Below are 19,336 nucleotides of genomic sequence, written 5' to 3' on the forward strand. Positions count from 1 at the left end.
CCTCCGTGGGATCGAGGTGTCCGTACGGCCTGGGCTCGGTGGCCGAGTCGAGGGAGGTCAGGAGCCGGCAGGTTTCGGGTCCTGCCCGTCGGCGGCGAGCCCCAGGTGGTCGAGCAGCCAGTCGGCGAGGGCGGCGGCGCTGGGTTTGACCCAGATCACACCTGGCTTCATTTCGGTGCGCAGGGCGCGCTGGAGGCGTTGCTGGAGCTGGACGGCGCCGAGGGAGTCGAGCCCGAGCGAGACCATGCCGGTGTGCGGGCCGATGTGGTGCGTTGTTCGGCCGAGCAGGTCGCGGACGGTCTCGATGACGAAGGCCACCAGGAGTTCCCGGCGCTGCGACGGGTCGCCCGAAGCCAGGAGCCGGGCGCGGATGTCCGTCGCGTCGTCCATGGTGTCGTCGGGGAGGAGGAGCGGGGCGAGGAGGACGGACGAGCGCAGGGCCGGGTAGGGGGCGGTCCACCGGTCGGGATCCAGGGGGGAGTAGGCGACCTGCCGGTGTCCGGCGCTCAGAATGCGTTCGAGGGCTTCGATGCCGTCGGCGGGCGTGATGGTGAGGAATCCGCGGTCGGCCAGGTGCCGGCCGCGGCCGACGTCGCTCCAGGCGCCCCATTGGATCGCGGTGGCGGGCAGGCCGTGGTGGAGACGATGCGCCACGAGGCCGTCGAGGAAGGCGTTGGCGGCGCTGTAGGCGGCCTGTCCCGGCGAGCCGATGAGCGAGGCGACGGAGGAGTAGACGACGAAGTGGTCGAGATCGGTCTGCTCGGTGGCGCGGTGAAGGGCCCAGGCACCTTCGGCCTTGCCGCGCCAGACGCGTTCCAGGAGCCGGTCGTCGAGGTTGGCGACGGTAGCGTCCTCGACGACCCCGGCTGCGTGGAACACCCCGCGCAGTGTGCCGCCGCCCCTGCCTGCTGCCGTGACCGCCCGTGCGGTGACGGCGGGGTCGGCGATGTCGCCGCGGACGACGACGACATCGCTGCCCGTCGCCCGCAGGGCCTGAAGCTTCACCCTGGTCCGGTCCGTCGGCGTGGAGCGGGCGTTGACGACGATCCGGCCCGCACCGTGCCGGGCGAGCCATTCGACGGTGAGCAGGCCCAGACCGCCCAGGCCGCCGGTGACGAGGTAGGCCGCTCCGGGGCGTACCGGTGGCGGGGCGGTCCGCGCGGTGTCCGGTCCGGCGAGCACCTGGGCGGTGCACCGCCCGTGCGGCAGCAGCGCGGTCTCGGTGAGGAGCTGCCGGTCGTCGAGCAGTTCCGCCACGATGTCCGCGTGCGGAGTCGTTCCCTCCGTGAACTCCAGCACGCTGGGCCATAGTTCGGGGTGCTCGTAGGCCAGAGTTCGGAAGAGTCCGCGCACGGCGGCCGTGGACAGCGGAGACCGGCCCGCGCGGCTGAGGGCCCACAGCCGGGGCGGGTGGTCCCACTGCGAGAGCCGTCGGACGAGGGTGACGGCGTGCGAGATCAAGGTGCGACTGGAGTCCGCAGGGCTCTCACCGGGTCGCTCGTCGCCCAGCGCGAGGACGACTCCTGAGCATCGGGGCGGTGCGGTCGGGTCGCCGAGGGCGCTGGACAGCGACTGGTGGCGGCAGCCTGCCGTTCGGGCGTCGAGCTGCGCGGCGAGCTCGGTGGACCAGGCGGTGTCCTCGGCGGCGAGCAGGGTCCATGTGCCATCGGTGGCACGGGGCCGGTCCCCGGGCGCGGCGGCGGGGACCCACTCCTGGTGGGAGAGGCGGGCGGTGAAACGCTCGGTGGGCGAGGTGACGTTGCGGACCCGCAGGCCGCGGATCTCGGCGACCACGGTGCCGTCGGCGGTGGCCAGCCGGGCGGAGGCCGTGCAGCCCAGGTCGTCGGCCTCGTGCAGACGGACAGCGGCTCGCCGGGTGTGGGCGGTCGGTCCGAAGACCCGGACCCGCTCGAAGCCGGTGACCACCACCGGGCCGGGGGTGAGGGTGTGGTGGGCGAGCCAGACCGCGACGGCGCTCTGCACCACCTGGTCGGCGAGGGCGGGGTGCAGGGACATCGGCCAGGCGGAGACTCTCGCGCTCTCGTGCGTGCGCAGCCGGGCGACGGCCAGATCGTCGGCAGGGTGCACCTGGACGCGGTCGATGGCGGTGAAGGCAGGGCCGTGGACGACGCTGTGCTTGTCCCTGAACGTCCGGTGCAGTGCGGCGACTTCGCTGTCCTGCCAGCCGTCTGGATCGAGCTCGGCGGGGGTGAGGGCCGAGGGGCCGTCGTGCTCGGGCAACGCACGTACGGTGCCGCGCGCGTGCACGACGACGCCACCGGTGTCGCCTGCGGTCACGATCTCGACGAGGGCGGTGTCACCGGTGCGGACCAGCCGGGTGGTGACCAGCGGCTCCGGATCGAGGATGAGCGGTGTCAGCACGCTGACACCGGTGGTCTCGACACGGTCGCTGCCGTACAGGCGGACGGCGGCGGCCAGCATCATCTCGACCATCCCGGTGCCGGGCAGCACGGGGACGTCCGCCACCCGGTGGTCGTCGAGCCAGGGGAGCCGGACCGGGCTGACGGGGGTCTGCCACAGGTACCGTTCGGTGTGGTCCGGGTCGTGGACGAAGCCGCCGAGAAGCGGATGCTGCGTCGCGGCGACCAGTTGCGGGGCGACGAGCCGGTAGGGGGCGGTGTCGCCGCCGTGGCGGGTGCGGTGCCAGGCGATGCCGGGCACCTCGGCCAGCCGGCCGGGGCCGTAGCGGGTGGAGAAGTCGATGCCGTCGTAGCCGGCGGCCAGAAGGCGGCCGAGGTGGGTGAGGAAGGCGTCCTGGTCCTCCTCGCCCTGTTGCAGACTGCCGAGGGCGACGGCATCGTGGACGCCGTCATGGCGGGCGGTGTCCAGGACGGGCCGGACCGCCAGGGGATGGGCGGTGCATTCGATGAACAGCCGGTGGCCGTCGGCCAGGGCCGCCGAAACGGCGGTGTGGAAGCGGACGGTCTCGCGCTGGTTGCGCACCCAGTACGCGGCGTCCAGCAGTCCGGGCTCGCGCGGGTCGTGGGCGACCGTGGAGTAGAAGGTGAGTGCGGGCCGGGCCGGGGGCAGATCGGCGAGGGCGGTGCGCAGCTCGTCGAGGACGGGATCCACCTGGGGTGAGTGTGATGCCACGTCGACGTCGATCCGTCTCACCACGACGCCGGCGGCCTCCCACCGCGCGGTCAGGGCGGCGATCTCGGCACTGTCGCCGGAGACGACGGTGCTGCCCGGGGAGGTGAGCACCCCCAGCGCAACCCCCGAGGCGCCGGCTTCGTCGATCGCGGCCCGCACGTCGTCGGCGCCGAGCATCACCGAGGCCATCGCCCCGCCGGAGACGGCGGCCAGCAGCGAGGAGCGCCGGCAGATGAGCCGTACCCCGTCCGGCAGGCTCAGCCCGCCCGCCACCACCACCGCGGCGACCTCGCCCAGCGACTGCCCGATCACGGCCACCGGTTCGATCCCCCAGGACCGCCACAGCCGGGCGAGGGCGACCTGGACGGCGAAGAGGGTGGGCTGGATGCGCGACAGTCCCACCAGTTGCTCGGGACGGTCGATCATCTCGCGCAGGGAGAAGCCGGCCTCCCGGAGGACGAGCCCTTCCATCTCCTCTATCGCGGCCCGGAAGGCCGCTTCGCCGTGCAGCAGTGCCTGGCACATTCCGGCTCGCTGGGAGCCCTGCCCGGTGAAGACGAAGACCGGCCCCGGGTGTGAAGGCGGTAGCTCGGGCACTCCCGACGCCACACCCGCCGTTGGCCGGCCTTCGACGAACGCGCGTGCCCGCGTGGCCAGTTCGTGGTGATGGCGGGCGACGATGCCCAGACGGTGGTCCATGGGCGAACGGCGCATCGTGAGTGTGTGCGCGATGTCCAGCAGGGGGACGGCGGCCCCCTCGTCCTCCGCCCAGTCCGCCAGCCGGGCGGCGGCCAGGGCGAGCGACTGCGGTGATGTGCCCGACACCGGGATCAGGAAGGCTCCCGCACTGCCGTCCGTGTCGCCCGGCGCGCTCGGGTCCTGGGCACCGGCCGGGCCGCTCCGGCTGCGCGACGAGGTCGGGCGGGTAGGTCGGGGCAGCGGCGGAGCGGCCTCCAGCACGAGGTGGGCGTTGGTGCCGGTGACCCCGTACGAACACACCGCCGCCAGCCTCGTACCGTCCTCGACGGGCCACAGGGTGAGCTCGGTCGGCACGAACAGCCTGGACCGGCCGTCGCGCGGGATCGCGGGGTTCCACTCCCGGAAGTTGAGGTTGGGCGGGATCACACCTCGCCGCAGGCATTCGAGGGCCTTGATGGTTCCGGCGATGCCGGACACCGGTTCCGAGTGCCCGATGTTGGTCTTGACCGACCCGAGCGCACAGCGACCCCTCCCTCGGCCGTAGACGGCGTCGATCGAGGTGTACTCCACGGGGTCGCCCACAGCGGTCCCGGGCCCGTGCGCCTCCACCAACCCGACCTCACCAGGGTCGATACCGGCCTTCTCCACAGCCTCCCGGAACAGCCTCTGCTGCATCAGCGTGGACGGCGCGGTCAACCGGCCGGACTGGCCGTCGTTGTTGACCGCGCTGCCCCGTATCACGGCGAGCACCCGGTCCCCGTCCCTGCGCGCGTCCGCCAGCCGCCGGAGGACGAGTACCCCGGCGCCCTCGCCGCGCACATACCCGTCGGCCCGTGCGTCGAAGGCGTAGCACGCCCCGCGTTGCGACAGGAGCAGCGGGGCCTCGCAGTACTGCGTCTCGGGCGAGACCATCAGCAGCACGGCCCCCGCGAGCGCCGTGTCGCACTCCCCCAGGGTCAGGGCCCCGCATGCGGCGTCCACCGCCACCAGCCCGGACGAGCAGTGGGTGCTCACCACCATCACCGGCCCGCGGAGGTCCATCGCGAACGCCACCCGGCCGGCGGCGCCGGCGGCGAAGTTCCCGAAGAGATAAGGACTGTTGGGCGCGTCCTCGACCGGGCGGGCCTCCCGGAACAGGTTGTCCGGCGCGTACGTGCCCACGTACACACCCGTCCGTGACCCGCGTACCCGCGCCATCGGGAGTCCGGCATGCTCGACCGCCTCCCAGGCGACCTCCGCGAGCAACCTGAACTGCGGATCCACCCATCGCTGCTCGGCCGGCGCCACCGACAGCGCTACCGGATCCCACGCCCAGATGTCGCCGTCCAGGAAGCAGCCCAGACCGGCCCTGGCCGCGTCGTCGGGATCGTGGCAGGCCGCCAGCCGCGCCGCCCTCCACCGTCCCGCGGGCACCGGACCGACCGTCTGGTGACCGGCGGCCGCCAGACGCCACAGCCCGGTCGGGGACTCCACACCGCCCGGGAACCTGCATCCGACCCCGACGATCGCGATGGGTTCCGCACTCGATGCCGACATGGCTCCGCCCGCTACTCTGCGATCGCGGTGCTGTAGCGCCACTGGAACACCGGCACCTGTCGGCCTTCGACCGTCTCGACCTCTCCGGTCCGTTCGAAGTGGAGGTGATGTCCGTAGTACGTCACGACGGCCGTCTCCGACGTCTCGTCGATCGCGGCCTGCTGTACGTGGTGGAGCCCGTCCGGCCCACCTCTGAGAATGATTGTGACCATGGCATGGATCCCTTTTCGCCGACGGCAGGCAACTGAGGCGCCGTTTGCCGCTGACGTGACGCGATGGAGGGAATGCGGATCGGGGTCACAGGCCCCGCATGTGCTTCCGGATCGCCGACGATCACGGAAGAAGACCGAGTCATCCGGGCCTGAGCACCCTGGGAGCGACCCAGGGGCCGACAGCCGTGGAGGTATTTCTCATCAGCACTGGCTGTTGTCCGGTGCCCCACACTGAACTACAACACGGATGAGCCGTCAACAGCCCTACAGAGAAAAGAATGTGGACGCAGCCGGCAGTGGGGCGCGAAACCCCTCTCCGAGTGAATCGCGGGCCCCCGCCGACAGGCGGGCAGAGCGCGAGCACGGCGAACGGGCCACCGGGCAGGACATCCGCCTCACCCGGCCTGGCCTCGATCCCCGGCGTCGACCAGTCCCACCCGCCGGGCCTGCACGTCAGTCGCAGGGCAGCTTCTGGTGCTACGCCGCCGGGCTACCTCGCCCGTCGCCGCGCACCGGCACGAGCAGGAGGCGCGTTCGCCCTCCGCCGGTCCGGGGTCGTCCGGTAGGAGATCATGGGTGAGGGCGCGAGGGCGTGCCACGAAGGACTTCCGCTCGTGTCTCGCCCCGTCCGGGCGCGGCGTGCCGAAGCCATCGCCGCTCGGCGGGCCGACGCCGACCCCCGACCGTCGGCAGGAAGCTCGCCGCCGAGCCCGGCATCAACAGGTTCGACGTCGCGGGCCGGGGGCTGTTCGCGGCCCGCGTCGGTGGTGGGCTCACCGGTAGGGGCGTCAGCTTGTCAGGACGGGACCAAGGGGTCGGCACCGTCCTTCGGTGAACCTGACCTCAACAGCCCTGCTCTGTCGGGAGATCCGAGAGACAGCACCTGACCTGACGCTACCGCCAAGCCTGTGTGGGGGAGCGGTTGCAGTCCCATTGGGTGACGACAGCGCCGTTCTGCTGGGAGCCGCCCCTGATTTCCAGGCACCGGCGCGAGTTCAGATTCCCGAGATTGCCGGTCTGCCAGTCCCAGAACCACTTCTGGGTGTCTGAGCCGTTGCAGTCCCACTGATTGGCGCCGGCGCCGTTCGCCTTGGAGTCACCCCGAATCTCCAGGCACTTGCCCGAGTTCGCGTTGACAATGGTGCCCCATCCGCTCGGGTTGGAGCTATACCACTTTTGAGTGGCCGAGCCGTTGCACTCCCACTGGTTGGCGCTGGCGCCGTTCTCGGTGGAGTCGCCCCAAATCTCCAAACACAGACCCGAGTTGCCATTCCTCCAAGTGAAGGGCCCTGCCGAGGTCGAGGCACTGGCGGACGGTGCGCTTGCAACGACCATGATCATGATTGCTCCGGCTGCCAGTGCCGTCGTTCCCTTACTGATGCGAAGATCCACAGTTCTCCCCAGTTCTCCCCAGGCCGGTGGTAGCCCAAAGCTTCCCCCCTGGGGTTCGGCTGAACGGTTCGGTTGCAAAGTGGCTCGAAAACATGACCGCCGCCCGGCGTTTGTCTTGAACGGATTTCACCGGAAGCCGGTTCCGGGAATGGGGTCGCGGCGTCGGGATCTCGGCCCGCGCGGCCGGTCGAGCAGTGGCGTCGGCGAGGGCTTGGAGGGCTGGTCGGTGGGGTGGGCCGACGGGGACTGCTCGACCGTGTCGAACGTGTGTGTACGGCGCACGGTGGTGCGGGGCGCGCCGGGGCGGTGATCCGCTCGGGTTTCGCGCGCCCTACCGACGACTGCGCGCCGCAGTGATGATGAACGGACTGTCAGACCGCGAGTGATCCGAATGGCCCCGTGCCCCTGCCCTCCGGCAGGTGCGCGGGCGATGAAATGGAGTCCCACGGTGTTGCTTCTCATCTCCCCGGACAGCGTCGAGGAGGCCCTCGACTGTGCCAAGGCGGCGGAGTACCTCGACATCGTCGACGTCAAGAAGCCCGACGAGGGCTCGCTCGGCGCCAACTACCCGTGGGTCATCCGGGAGATCCGCGACGCCGTGCCGGCGGACAAGCCGGTGTCCGCCACCGTGGGGGACGTGCCCTACAAGCCCGGCACGGTGGCCCAGGCGGCCCTCGGCGCGGCGGTCTCCGGAGCCACGTACATCAAGGTCGGCCTCTACGGCTGCACCACGCCCACCCAGGCCGTCGAGGTCATGCGCGGGGTCGTCCGAGCCGTGAAGGACTACCGGCCGGACGCGCTCGTCGTCGCCTCGGGCTACGCCGACGCGCACCGGATCGGCTGCGTCAACCCGCTGGCCCTGCCCGACATCGCCCACCGCTCCGGTGCCGACGCGGCCATGCTCGACACCGCGATCAAGGACGGGACGCGGCTCTTCGACCACGTGCCGCCCGACGTCTCCGCGGAGTTCGTCCGGCTGGCCCACCAGGCCGAGCTGCTCGCCGCGCTCGCCGGAAGCGTCAAGGCGGTGGACCTCGGTGAGCTGACCCGCATCGGCACCGACATCGTCGGCGTCCGCGGGGCGGTGTGCGAGGGCGGCGACCGCGACGCCGGGAGGATCCGGCCGCAGCTGGTGGCCGCCTTCCGGGCCGAGATGGACCGGTACGCCCGGGAGCACGCCGTCGCCGTCGCCGCCGCGGGCTGACCGGCGGCATGCCGACCGACGAGGCCGTGCCCTCCACGGGTGACCGGCGCTTCGCCGTCCTCGACCCGGCCACGGGCGAGGCGTTCGACGAGGCCCCCGACCAGCGGCCGGAGGAGGTGGACGCCGCCGTCGACCGGGCCCATCGGGCCTGGCGCGGCTGGCGGGCCGACCCCGCCGCCCGCACCGCCGCGCTGCTCGCGGCGGCCGACGCGGTGGAGTCGGCCGGGCCCGAGCTCGCCCCGCTCCTCACCCGCGAACAGGGCAAGCCCCTGGCCGAGTCGTCCGCGGAGGTCGCCCGTACGGTGGCCCGGCTGCGCTACTTCGCCGAGCTGGATCCGCGGTCCCGGCCGATCACGGACGGCCGGCCGGTGCGCAGCGAGGTCCGCTGGCGACCGCTCGGGCCGGTCGCCGCGATCGTCCCGTGGAACTTCCCGCTCCAACTGGCGTCGGCGAAGATCGCGCCCGCCCTCGCCGCGGGCAACACCATGGTGCTCAAACCCTCCCCGTTCACCCCGCTCGCCACCAGGCTGCTGGGGGAGGTCCTGTCCACCGCGCTCCCGGAGGACGTGCTGACGGTCGTCACCGGCCGCGAACCCCTCGGCGCCCGTCTCGCCTCCCATCCGGGCATCCGGCACGTGACCTTCACCGGCTCGGTCCCCACCGGGCGGGACGTCGCGAGGGGTGCGGCGGCCTCGCTGGCCCGGGTCACCCTGGAGCTGGGCGGTAACGACGCCGCGATCCTGCTGGACGACGTGGACGTGGAACGGATCGCGGACCGGCTGTTCTGGGCGGCGTTCCGCAACTGCGGACAGGTCTGCATGGCGGTCAAGCGCGTGTACGCCCCGGTCCGGCTCCACGCGCAGGTGGTCGAGGCCCTCGCCCAGCGGGCGAAGGCCGTCGCCGTCGGAGCCGGGACCGACCCGCGCACGCAGCTGGGTCCGGTCAACAACGCGCCCCAGCTGGCCCGGGTCGAGCGCTACACGGCCCGGGCTCTGGCGGACGGCGCCCGCGCCGCGGCCGGCGGCCGGCGACTGGACCGGCCCGGCTACTTCTTCGCGCCGACGATCCTGACCGACGTCCCGCCCGACAGTCCGGTGGTGACGGAGGAGCAGTTCGGACCGGTCCTGCCGGTCCTGCCGTACGGGAGCCTGGACGAGGCCGTCGGGGCGGCCAACGGCACCGGGTACGGGCTGGGCGGCTCGGTGTGGGGGACCGACCTGGACCGGGCCGAGGCGGTGGCCGACCGGCTGGAGTGCGGGACGGCGTGGATCAACCACCACGCGGAGCTGTCCCTCGCGCAGCCCTTCGCGGGCGCCAAGGAGAGCGGCGTGGGCGTCGCGGGCGGGCCGTGGGGGCTCTACGGGAACCTCAGGCCGTTCGTCCTGCACCGTCCGGAGGAGGCGTGATGAGGTTCGACGCCGCGGTGCTGCGCGGGTACGGGGGCCGGTTCGCCGTCGAGGAGGTCGTCCTGGACGGAGGCCCGGCGGACGGCGAGGTCCTCGTCAGGATCGCGGGCTGCGGGATGTGCCGGACGGATCTCGCGGTCCGGCGTTCGGCCGGTCGCTCACCGCTTCCCGCCGTCCTCGGCCACGAGGGGGCCGGGGTCGTGGCGGAGACCGGTGGCCCGGACACCGGCCTGAGTGTCGGCGACCACGTCGTCCTGAGCTTCGACTCGTGCGGGCACTGCCGGAGCTGCAAGGGCGGGGCCCCCGCCTACTGCGACTCCTTCGCTTCGCTCAACCTCTTCGGAGGGCGCGAGGAGAAGGCGGCGCGGTTCACCGACGCGGCCGGGCGCCGGCTGGCCCCCCGCTGGTTCGGCCAGTCCTCGTTCGCCGAGTACGCGATGGTCCCGGCCCGCAACGCCGTCCGGGTCGATCCGCTGCTGCCCGTCGAACTGCTCGGACCGCTCGGCTGCGGCTTCCTCACCGGTGCGGGAGCTGTGCTGAACTCCTTCCGGGCCGGCCCGGGCGACACCCTCGTCGTCCTCGGCGCCGGCGCGGTGGGCCTGGCCGCGGTGATGGCGGCGACCGCCGCGGGGGCGGTGACCGTGGCCGTCGACCGGCATCGCGAACGGCTGGCCCTCGCCGAGCGGTTCGGCGCGTTCCCGCTGCGCACCGCCTCGGCCGGCCTGTCGGGCCCGGCGGACCTGCCGGACCGCATCCGGCGGCTGACCGACGGCGGCGCGCAGTTCGCGCTGGACACCACGGCGTCGGCTCCGCTGATCAACGACGCGCTCCGGTCCCTGCGCCCGAACGGCCACCTCGGGCTGGTGGCACGGCTCCACACCCCGTTGCCCCTGGAGCCGGGGACCCTGGACAGGGGTCGGCGGATCTCCCACATCTGCGAAGGGGACGCGGTGCCGGGGCTGCTGATCCCGCGGCTGACCGGGCTGTGGCAGGCCGGTCGGTTCCCCTTCGACCAGTTGATCCGTACGTACCCGCTCGCCGCCGTCAACGAGGCCGAACGCGACTGCGAGGCGGGGCGGGTGGTCAAACCCGTCCTGGTGCCGTAGCGGAGGAGAGGCGGATGAGCGGGGGGCCGTGACAGCGGCCGGGGCCCGGCGGGCGGGAGCGGCTCCCGCCCGCCGGGCCCCGGCCTTCGTCGAACGGCGGCCCTTCGTCAAACGGCGGCCCGGCGTCGGACGGCGGTCCGACGCGCGGTGGTCCGGCCGGCGGGGCCGGTGCGCGGCCCTACGTGCGGGACCTGTTCGCGAACACCCACCGGTTGCCCGCCAACGCGTCGTTCTGCTCGGGCAACGGGCCGCGCCCGTGGCGGCGGGTGAAGTCGAAGGGGGTGTGGACCGACGTCGACCAGCCCTTGCCCGTCAGCCGGCCCGCGGAGTCGGGCCGGGGCCCGCCGTCGAACAGGCTGAGCAGGTCGATGCCGATCTGATGCTTCGTCGACGTGTAGATCGGGCTGTCGCGGTAGGCCAGCAGGTCCTTCTCCAGCTTGACCTCGAAGGCCAGGGCGCTACCCCCCGGACTCAACCGGTCCACCGTGTCGATGAGGTACGTCTCGGCCGCGGCGGGCAGGTAGAACAGCAGCCCCTCGGCGAGCCAGACGCTCGGCGCCGACGCGTCGAAGCCGGCCCCGGTCAGGGCGCCGACCCAGTCGGCGCGCAGGTCCGTCGGGACCGGTACGCGCGCCGCCTTCCGGGTGGTCGCCAGCCCGTCGAGCACGTCGTGCTTGAACGCCAGCACGCCCTCCCTGTCGATCTCGAAGACCACGCAGCCGGGCGGCCAGTCGAGCCGGAACGCCCGGGTGTCGAGCCCCGCCCCGAGCAGGACCACCTGGTGGGCCCCCGCGTGCGCCGACCGGAGGAGGAAGTCGTCGAGGACCTTCGTCCGCAGGCCGAAGTACCGGGCGAAACGCCCCCACAGCGGGTTCGCGTCGCCTTCCGGCACCTCGTGGAGGCGGACGGGCCACGCCGCGGACGCCGGTGCGGCGCGGACGAAGTGCTCCGCGTAGTCGTCGCGGGCGAGGCTGTCGTGCCGGTGGGTCTCGATCGCCCGCGCTGCGGCGACCAGGAGCGCGGTGATGCCGATGCCCCCCTTCACGCCGTCCGTACCTGTGCCCCGACGCGCTGCGTCGACCATGCGTCCTCCCTCGGGCGGGTGTCGAGACCCCTGGGTCGAAGCTCCCCGCGTCTCTCCCACTGTCCGCGCGGCGCCTGCCTCCCGGCCGGGGAGCCCGCCGGATTCACTGGAACGGGTGAATCCTGGGGTATTCCCCTCCGGGCGCGCCCTCGTCGTGGTCGGGTCCACGGGTGCCGGCGGGCATTCGGCGGTCAGTACCGGGGCGGGGCCTCAGCGGTGCGCACCGTGGGCGGGGCTGAGGGCGTCGTTCATGGCCGACAGGACACGGATCGCGGCGTGCATGTCGTCCGGGTCGAGGCGCGGCAGGAACGCCGTGCGGTCCCGGTGCAGGGCCGTGTCGCCGCGTCGGACCAGATCGGTGCCGGCCGGGGTGAGGAGGACGGCGTTCTCCCGGCGGCTGTGCGGGGACGGCCGGACCGCGACCAGTCCGGCGGAGACCGCGTGGTCGATCTGGCGGCTGACGGTGCCCTTGGTCAGGCCGAGCCGGTCGGCCACCTGCTGCTGGTTGAGCGGTCCGGGGTGGGCGTCGATGACGGAGAGCACGAGGAACTGTGCCAGGGAGATGCCCAGCTCCTGCTGGAAGAGCGCCTCGCTGGCACGGTCCATCAGGCCCGCGACCCGGCGGGTGAGATACCAGAGCGTGGCCAGATCGTCCGGCATCGGCTTGTTCATGGGGTCAGGGTAGCCCATTCGTTTGACAGGCGACGGTTCTGACTGCAACCGTTGCTGGCGAAACGGTTTCCTCTTCCTCCGGAGTACCGCATGCGCGTTCTGATGGTCCTCGACCACCCGTACACCTTTGCCTCGGCCGACAACGTTCCGCACCAGCGCAGCTTCACCGCCGCCGTCGCCGCCGCTGCCGTCCGGGGCGCCACCGCGGCGGGGCACGACGTGGACCTGATCGACCTGGCCGCCGACGGGTTCTCGCCGGTGATGACCCGGCAGGACCTCGTCGCGTGGCGGCAGGGCGCCGCGACAGACCCGCAGGTGCGCGACTACCAGGACCGCCTGCTGGCCGCCGACCACCTGGTGTTCGCGTTCCCGGTGTGGTGGGAGGCGATGCCCGCGGCCACCAAGGGGTTCCTCGACCGGGTGCTCACCAAGGGCGTGGTGTTCGCCGAACGGCCCGAGGCCAAGGGCAGCCCGTTCCGCAACCTGCTGCCGCGGCTGCAGGGGGTCACGGTCCTGTCCGTCATGACCACCCCGGACAGGGCCTACCGCTGGTGGTACCGCGACCCGTTGACCAAGATCCTCTTCAAGGGGACCTTCGGCAAGATCGGCGTCAAGGGCCTGCGGTGGGTCAACTTCGACCGCGTCACCCGGCGGACCCCGGAGGAGCGCCGGCAGATGCTCCTCGACACCGAGAAGCGGTTCGCCGCCCTCGCCCCGACCCGCGGCTCCGCGGACCCCGGAACGCACGGCCGGGAGGCCGCGCCCCCCGGCCGCTGAACGGGCCGGCGGGGCCGGGGGCGCGACGCTCCGTGCGGGCCGGCCCCGGCGCCCGGCGCGGCGCCCGCCGCCGATGCGGGCGAGGGCCCGGAAGCCGTCGGCGGCAGGGTCGACCGGTCGGCTCAGAACAGGGGCAGGCGGCGCAGGAAGACGTCCTGGTGCTGGTTGGTGTCCCCGGGTATCAGGGGGGTGTCGGCGGACGCGATCATCACCGACGTACCGAGCGCGTCGATGGACGGTCCGTCCGACTCGACCGCCGACTCGGAGCCGTCGGCGGACGGCGCGACCCGCTCGACCCGGCCCGTCCACAGGTCACGGCGGAAGACGTCGCCGACGCCGTTGGTGTCGCCGGGCACCAGGTTGGCGGCCGCCGAGGCGAAGTAGACCCGGCGGCTGTCGGCGGTCATCACGGGGGAGTGGGACTGGCCGTCCCCGGCGCCGGGCGCGCCGTCGTGGGCCGTGCTGACCAGGGCGGTGGTCTCCGTGAGGAGGTCGCGGACGAAGATCTGCGGATGGGTGTAGCCGGTGACCATGGACGTGTAGGAGCTGAAGAGCGCGTAGCGCCCGTCGGGGCTCAGTCCGCCGTCGAGGGCGCCGTACTTCTTGCCGTCGGGGCCGATGCTGGCGGGGCGGGTTCTGCCGGTCCGCAGGTCGTGGACGTACAGCGGGTAGGTCCGGGGCTTGGCGATCTGCGCGCCACCGCCGTCCGCCGGGTCCTCCGCCAGGTCCTCCTCCGGGCCGTCCTCGGGGGCCGGGGCGAGGCTGTCGCGGGAGATGAAGGTGATGCGGGTGCCGTCGGCGCTGAGCGCGGGGTGCCGGGCCGGGCTCCCGGCCTGGGTTCCGTCGTCGGCGACGTTGGCCCGCCGGGCGGTGCCGGTGCGGCGGTCGTGCACGAAGATGTCGGCGACGCGGTTGGTGTCGCCCGGGACCAGATCGCTTCGGCCGGAGGCGAACGCGACGTAGCGGCCGTCCCAGCTGATCACCGGGGTGTCGGTGCCGCCGGTCTGGGGCCGGGACGGGTCGCCGGCGGTGATCCGCTCGGTGTGCCCGGCGACCCGGTCGCGGACGTACACGTCGAAGGTGCCGTTGGTGTCGCCGGGCACCAGGTCGGGGGCGTCCGAGGCGAAGGCGACGTAGCGGCCGTCGGCGCTGATCGCCGCCCCCGAGGAGGTGCCGGTCGCCTGGGCGCCGTCGTCGGCGACGCTGACGCGCTCGGTCCGCCCGGTGAGCAGGTCGCGGACGAAGACGTCGGAGTCGCCGTTGGTGTCACCGGCCACCAGGTTGGCCGCGTCGGAGGTGAAGACGGCGTAGCGGCCGGTGGCGGAGAGCGCGCCGAGGTAGGAGTCGCCGTCGGCCTGTGCCCCGCCGGGGGCCTGGCTGATCCGTTCGACGCGCGGTGGTGCGGAGGCGGGGCGAGCCGTGGCGGGCCCTGTGGTGGCTGCCGTGAGAACGGCGGCCACCGCGCACGCGCCGGCGGCGGTGAGGGATCGGGCACGGTGCGGTGCGAACATCAGGTCCTCCCGAACGGGCTTACCCCCGGGCCTCGTTGGCCGGCGGGCCCCCTGAGCCAATAGCCAGGGCGGGTGGGCGGTCAACGCCCCGGTGGACGATTGTCCGTAAAAGAACGTGCCCGTGACGCCTCGTCAGCTCGGGGGTTCGGGTGGACGTGACCGACCCGCACGTCGCACGTCGCACGTCGCACGTCGCACGGCTGCGCCGGGGGCCGGGGCCCGGGGCCGGTGTGCGGGCTCAGCGCATGTGGGCGCCGCCGTTGATGTCGAAGGTGGCACCGGTGACGTAGCCGCCGTCCTCGCTCACCAGGTAGGCCACGAGGGCCGCCACCTCCGAGGGACGGCCCATCCGGCCGACCGGGATGGTCCGCGCCGCCGCGGCCACCGCCGAGGCGCCGAGCCGCGCCACCGCGGCGGTGTGGACGGCGGCGGGGGCGAGGGCGTTGACGGTCACCCCGTGTGCCGCCAGTTCACGGGCGAAGACCTTGGTCAGCACGAGGACCCCGGCCTTGGCGGCGGCGTAGTGGGGGCCGGCGAGCGTGCCGCCCTGCTGGCCCGCCAGTGAGGCGAGGTTGACCACGCGGCCCCATCCGCGCTCGCGCATCGCGGGCGCGCACAGCCTGGTCAGGGCGAGGACGCTGCGCAGGTTGGTCGCCATCACGGCGTCCCACTCCTCCACGGTCACGTCCCACACGGAGCCCGCGGCGGTGCGGGCGGCATTGTTGACCAGGATGTCGGGGGCGTGCCACGTGGTCCGGACCGCGCGCAGTGCGGCTCCCAGCGCGTGCGGGTCGGTCACGTCCGCCCGCACCGCGAGCGCGGTGCGCCCGTGCGGGTCGAGCGCGCCGGAGAGGTCGGTGACGGCGTCACCGTCGAGGTCCAGCAGGGCCACCCGGTGGCCCTGCTCGTGCAGGCGCGCGGCGATCGCTGCGCCGATGCCTCCTCCCGCGCCGGTGACCAGTGCCACCCGTCCGTCGGCCGTCGTCGTCATCGTCTGCTTCTTTCGGGTGATCGTGTGATCGGCTGGTCGGCGGATCAGATGAGCGGGCTGGGTGGCAGCGGGGCGCCGAGGAGGGTGCGGCCGTAGATCTCCTGGGCGCTCTGGACGCCGAGGGCGGCGTGCCGGGAGGCCGTCTCGATGTCGCGCCAGGCCCGTTGCAGGTCGGAGCCGTCCGCGAGGCTGCCCGCGCCGGCGGTGTCCAGCAGCAGGCTCACGGCCTGCCGGGCGCAGCGCATGGCGTGGGCGGCGTCCATGCGCAGCCGGGCCCGATCGGCGAGCTCGGGGCGGTGGCCGGCGCGGGCGTGCGCGTCCATCTCGCCGGCGGCGCGGCGCAGGTGCAGGCGTGCGGTGTCGATCAGGACGGCGGCGTGCGCCACGTTGAGCTGGTGGGCGGGGGATTCGGCGATCAGGTGGTGCAGGGGCGAGGGAGTGCGCCTGCCCCGGGCGGCGGCGCCCAGTACCTTCTCCAGGGTCGCCGCGGCGATCCCGACACCGGTCGCCACGAGTGGCGGGTTGATGGACAGGTGGAAGGTGACCGGAGGTTCGCCGGGATGGCGCCCGCGGTAGGCGCCCTCCGCCAGGGCGGTGAGCGAGAGGGTGCGGGAGGCGGGGACGTCCACCTCCTCGGCGTGGGCGGTGTCGCTGCCGGTGCCGCGCATGCCCGCGATGTGCCACACGTCCTCGACGGTGAGGGCGTGGGTGGGGACCAGGGCCATGCCGCGCTCCGGCTCCCCGTCGGAGCCGTCCCGGGTGAAGCCGAGCAGGGTCCAGGGCGCGTGGTGGATGCCGGAGATCCAGGGCCAGCGGCCGTTCAGCGTCCAGCCCGCGGCCGAGGGGCGCGCCGTTCCGGACGGGTTGGCGGTGCCGCAGACGACGGCGTCGGGGTCGTCCTGCCACAGGGTGGCGCGTTCGGGGTGGTCGAGTTGGGAGGCGAACAGGGCGCCGCCGTAGGCGATACCCACGAACCAGGAGGCGGCCGAGCAGCCGCGGGCCAGTTCCTCGCACACGTCCACCGCGGTCAGGACCCCGGCGCCGTGGCCGTCGAACCGCCGGGGTGTGCCGAGCCGCAGCAGGCCGGCGCGGCGCAGGGCGGTGAGGGAGGTGTCGGTGAGGCGGCGGCGCTCCTCGGTGCGGGGCGCCTGGTCGGTGAGGAGCGGGACCAGCGAGCGTGCGGCGGCGACCGGGTCGAGGTCCTTGGGAGCGCCGGGCCGGCGCACGGCGGTGGGGGGTTCGGCGGTGGGGTGCGTGGTGGCGGGATGTGCGGTGGTGGGGCGTGCGGTGTCCACGGATCGTCCCTGCTCTCTCGGTCGTCCCGCGCGGCGGGAGACGGGGGTGCTTCGGCGTCAGTAGGCGACGACGTTGTCCAGTTCCTCACCGGCGGCGAAGCGGTCCAACTGCCGGCGGACGAGGGCTTCGAGGCGGGGCCACATGGCGCGGGTGAACGCGCCGACGTGCGGGGTGACCAGGACTCCGGGCGCCGTGCGCAGCGGATGGCCGGCCGGCAGCGGCTCCGGATCGGTCACGTCGAGCGCGGCCCGCAGCCGGCCGTCGCGCACCCGAGCGAGCAGGGCCGCGGTGTCGACGACCGCTCCCCGGGCCACGTTCACCAGTAGCGAGCCCGCCCGCGCGCGCTCCAGCAGGTCCGCGTCGACCAGGTGGCGGGTCGCGGGCGTCAGTGCGGTCGTCAGCACGATGACGTCCGCGTCCGGGACGAGGCGGGGGAGGTCCTCGGCGCGGTGCACGGGGCCGCGCGGGCCGGTGCGGGCGGTTCGCGCGACGCGGGTCACCGCGCAGCCGAACGGGGCGAGGAGGTCGTCCAGGGCGGTGCCGACCTCGCCGTACCCGACGATGAGCACCGAACGCCCGTACAGGGACGGGGACACCACGGGCTGCCAGGCCCCGGCGTCCTGGGCGCGGGTGAACTCCGGGAGGTGGCGCAGGGAGGCGAGGACGAGCGTCAGGGCCAGCTCGGCGGTGCTGCGGGCGTGGACCTCGCGGGCGTTGCACAGGGTGACGCGGCCCGGGAGTCGGCGAAGTCGCGCCCCGAGGGCGTCGGTGCCGGAGCTGAGGGCCTGGACGGCCCTCAGGCGTGTCATCCGGTGCAGCGGCCTGCCGATGACGCCGATGTCCTGGACGAGGGGCGGTACGTAGAACTCCACGGTGCCCGGGTCCGACGGGAACGGCGAGTGGCCGTCCCAGCGGGCGTAGTCCAGCCGGTCGGGGAGGTCGGTGAGGGTGGTGAACTCGGCGGGCAGCCAGACCTGCCGGGGGTACGGGGGCGCGTGGGCTGGCACGGTGGTCGGCCTTCCGTCCGGGGGATGCCGGTTGGTACCGGTCATCCCACAGGACCGGACAGCCGCGCCGGTTGTGACAGGACGACAGCCGTGGCCGTCAGAGGGCGGCGTCGCGCATTCGGGCGCGGGTGACGCCGAGCTTCCGCAGGATGCTGGCGGTGTGGTGCTCGGCCGTGCGGAGCGACAGCGAGAGCGCGCGGGCGATGTCCTGGTTGGTGGCTCCGGTGGCGACGGAATCGGTCGCATTCGGTTCGATCTCCCGCAATTCCCCGGGCTGCGTTCGGCGCCCGTGGGGCCTCCCGCCGGCCGGGCAGGTCGAGGGCGCGCCGCCGTGCAGCCGGGCGCGGGTGGCGCCGAGCTTGGACAGCACCTTGGCGACGTGGCGCTCGGCGGTCCGCGGGGAGAGCGCGAGCGCGCGGGCGATCTACCGGTTGGTGGCGCCGCCCGCCGGCAACCGGGCGACCTCCTGCTCGCGTGGCGAGAGGTCGTTGCCGTAGCTGCGGTGGCCGCGGGCGCCGCAGGTGAGGACAAGCCTCAGCTGCGGCGGCGAGTTCCCGGCGAGCAGCGCCAGGAACGCCCGGGTGTCGTCGTCCGCCGGTGCACGCCCTCGGTGATCAGGACGGCGGGGCCGAGGGGGCACGGCATCTCGCGGACCGCCCGCATCAGTTACCGGCGCGGGGTGCCGACGGCGGACGGCCGCCGTGGTGACAGACGGTCGGCGAGGTCGGGCAGGTGGGAGACGAACGCGGCGGTGACGGGGCCGCAGGCGGTGTCGGGCGGGAGGAGCGGCCACGCCTCCCGCAGAGCCTCCACGAACGGGCCGTAGGGCGAGCGGCTCGCGCAGGGGGGCGCACCGGCCCCTGCGCACCGCGAGGCCCAGGGCCGTCATGCCGGGTACGGCCTCGCGGAGCAGGCGGGACGTGCCGAGGCCGGCCTCGCCCTCGATCAGGACCACGGCGGGGACTGCCGCACGCGCCCGGCTGCCGGCGGGACCGGGCCGCGGTGACGTGCCGCGGGGGCTGCTTGCGGCGCCTGGGCACGGGGCCGGGCACGGGGGAGCCCCGGGCAGGCCGGGGCTCGGGTGGGCGGGCTCGGGCGGACGGGCTGCTGCCCGGCCCCGCCGGACCGGGCAGCGCGCGGCGGTACGGCCGAGGCTCGGCGACCGCACCGCCGGTCACGGGGCGCTGATCAGGCGGGGAGTCCGACGGCGCGTTCGCCGTTGCGGCGTTGCTGGATGACGACGGCGACGACGAGGAGGGCGCCCTGGGCGACGTTCTGCCAGAAGGAGTTGATGCCCTGGACGGTGAGGCCGTTCTCCAGGCAGCCGAG

16 protein-coding genes are annotated in these 19,336 nt (G+C 73.8%); 4 read left to right on the forward strand and 12 right to left on the reverse strand.

The genetic code is table 11. From position 1 onward, the window contains the following. Positions 1-57: 57 nt before the first annotated feature. From PUR56_RS19535 to PUR56_RS19545, 3 genes are all read right to left on the reverse strand, one after another. Complete coding sequence (locus PUR56_RS19535) at positions 58-5,349, reverse strand: type I polyketide synthase (RefSeq protein ID WP_329949876.1); 5,292 nt, start codon at positions 5,347-5,349, stop codon at positions 58-60. An 11-nt stretch (positions 5,350-5,360) separates the two neighbouring features. Further along, positions 5,361-5,561 carry a DUF5988 family protein gene (locus tag PUR56_RS19540; RefSeq protein ID WP_329881386.1) on the reverse strand — a complete coding sequence of 67 codons (201 nt, stop codon included), beginning with the start codon at positions 5,559-5,561 and terminating at the stop codon, positions 5,361-5,363. A gap of 894 nt (positions 5,562-6,455) precedes the next feature. Beyond that, positions 6,456-6,953, reverse strand: a complete 498-nt coding sequence (locus tag PUR56_RS19545; protein WP_329881387.1) for an RICIN domain-containing protein — start codon at positions 6,951-6,953, stop codon at positions 6,456-6,458. 430 nt (positions 6,954-7,383) lie between these two features. Between PUR56_RS19545 and PUR56_RS19550 the strand changes: the two genes are divergently transcribed. From PUR56_RS19550 to PUR56_RS19560, 3 genes are read left to right on the forward strand one after another with little or no spacing between them, the layout of a single operon-like run. Then, positions 7,384-8,157 (forward strand): (5-formylfuran-3-yl)methyl phosphate synthase, encoded by a 774-nt coding sequence (locus PUR56_RS19550; RefSeq protein ID WP_329949877.1) that lies wholly within the window; start codon positions 7,384-7,386, stop codon positions 8,155-8,157. Positions 8,158-8,165: 8 nt separating this feature from the next. Then, a complete protein-coding gene (locus PUR56_RS19555; protein WP_329949878.1) occupies positions 8,166-9,563 on the forward strand; it encodes an aldehyde dehydrogenase family protein in 1,398 nt (465 codons plus the stop codon). After that, entirely contained in the window at positions 9,563-10,669 is a 1,107-nt protein-coding gene (locus tag PUR56_RS19560) for an NAD(P)-dependent alcohol dehydrogenase (RefSeq protein WP_329881390.1), read from the forward strand. Before PUR56_RS19555 ends, PUR56_RS19560 begins: the two co-directional genes overlap by 1 nt. 178 nt (positions 10,670-10,847) lie before the next feature. Here PUR56_RS19560 and PUR56_RS19565 read toward each other — a convergent pair whose 3' ends face one another. Both PUR56_RS19565 and PUR56_RS19570 read right to left on the reverse strand, forming a co-directional pair. Continuing rightward, entirely contained in the window at positions 10,848-11,753 is a 906-nt protein-coding gene (locus PUR56_RS19565; RefSeq protein ID WP_329881391.1) for a class I SAM-dependent methyltransferase, read from the reverse strand. Positions 11,754-11,963: 210 nt separating this feature from the next. Then, on the reverse strand, positions 11,964-12,425 hold the full coding sequence (locus PUR56_RS19570) for a MarR family winged helix-turn-helix transcriptional regulator (RefSeq protein ID WP_329949879.1): 462 nt from the start codon (positions 12,423-12,425) through the stop codon (positions 11,964-11,966). Positions 12,426-12,515: 90 nt separating this feature from the next. Between PUR56_RS19570 and PUR56_RS19575 the strand changes: the two genes are divergently transcribed. After that, positions 12,516-13,202: an NAD(P)H-dependent oxidoreductase gene (locus PUR56_RS19575; RefSeq protein ID WP_329881393.1), complete on the forward strand. Its 687-nt coding sequence runs from the start codon at positions 12,516-12,518 to the stop codon at positions 13,200-13,202. 122 nt (positions 13,203-13,324) lie between these two features. On the opposite strand, the gene PUR56_RS19580 is transcribed toward PUR56_RS19575, so the two are convergent. The 7 genes from PUR56_RS19580 to PUR56_RS19610 form a co-directional block, all read right to left on the reverse strand. After that, complete coding sequence (locus PUR56_RS19580; RefSeq protein WP_329949880.1) at positions 13,325-14,713, reverse strand: TolB family protein; 1,389 nt, start codon at positions 14,711-14,713, stop codon at positions 13,325-13,327. A 238-nt stretch (positions 14,714-14,951) separates the two neighbouring features. Then, complete coding sequence (locus tag PUR56_RS19585; protein WP_329949881.1) at positions 14,952-15,704, reverse strand: SDR family NAD(P)-dependent oxidoreductase; 753 nt, start codon at positions 15,702-15,704, stop codon at positions 14,952-14,954. Between the two features lie 44 nt (positions 15,705-15,748). Further along, a complete protein-coding gene (locus PUR56_RS19590; protein WP_329949882.1) occupies positions 15,749-16,999 on the reverse strand; it encodes an acyl-CoA dehydrogenase family protein in 1,251 nt (416 codons plus the stop codon). A gap of 57 nt (positions 17,000-17,056) precedes the next feature. Then, positions 17,057-18,007 (reverse strand): 2-hydroxyacid dehydrogenase, encoded by a 951-nt coding sequence (locus PUR56_RS19595; RefSeq protein ID WP_329949883.1) that lies wholly within the window; start codon positions 18,005-18,007, stop codon positions 17,057-17,059. A gap of 97 nt (positions 18,008-18,104) precedes the next feature. Continuing rightward, the gene (locus PUR56_RS19600) at positions 18,105-18,377 is read right to left on the reverse strand and encodes a LuxR C-terminal-related transcriptional regulator (RefSeq protein WP_329881398.1); all 273 of its coding nucleotides are present in this window, start codon (positions 18,375-18,377) and stop codon (positions 18,105-18,107) included. 54 nt (positions 18,378-18,431) lie between these two features. Then, a complete protein-coding gene (locus PUR56_RS19605) occupies positions 18,432-18,647 on the reverse strand; it encodes a hypothetical protein (protein WP_329881399.1) in 216 nt (71 codons plus the stop codon). 26 nt (positions 18,648-18,673) lie between these two features. Continuing rightward, positions 18,674-18,820, reverse strand: a complete 147-nt coding sequence (locus PUR56_RS19610; RefSeq protein ID WP_329881400.1) for a hypothetical protein — start codon at positions 18,818-18,820, stop codon at positions 18,674-18,676. Positions 18,821-19,336 lie beyond the last annotated feature (516 nt).

Source organism: Streptomyces sp. BE303 (genome assembly GCF_036290945.1).
In the GTDB taxonomy this organism is placed as follows: Bacteria; Actinomycetota; Actinomycetes; order Streptomycetales; family Streptomycetaceae; genus Kitasatospora.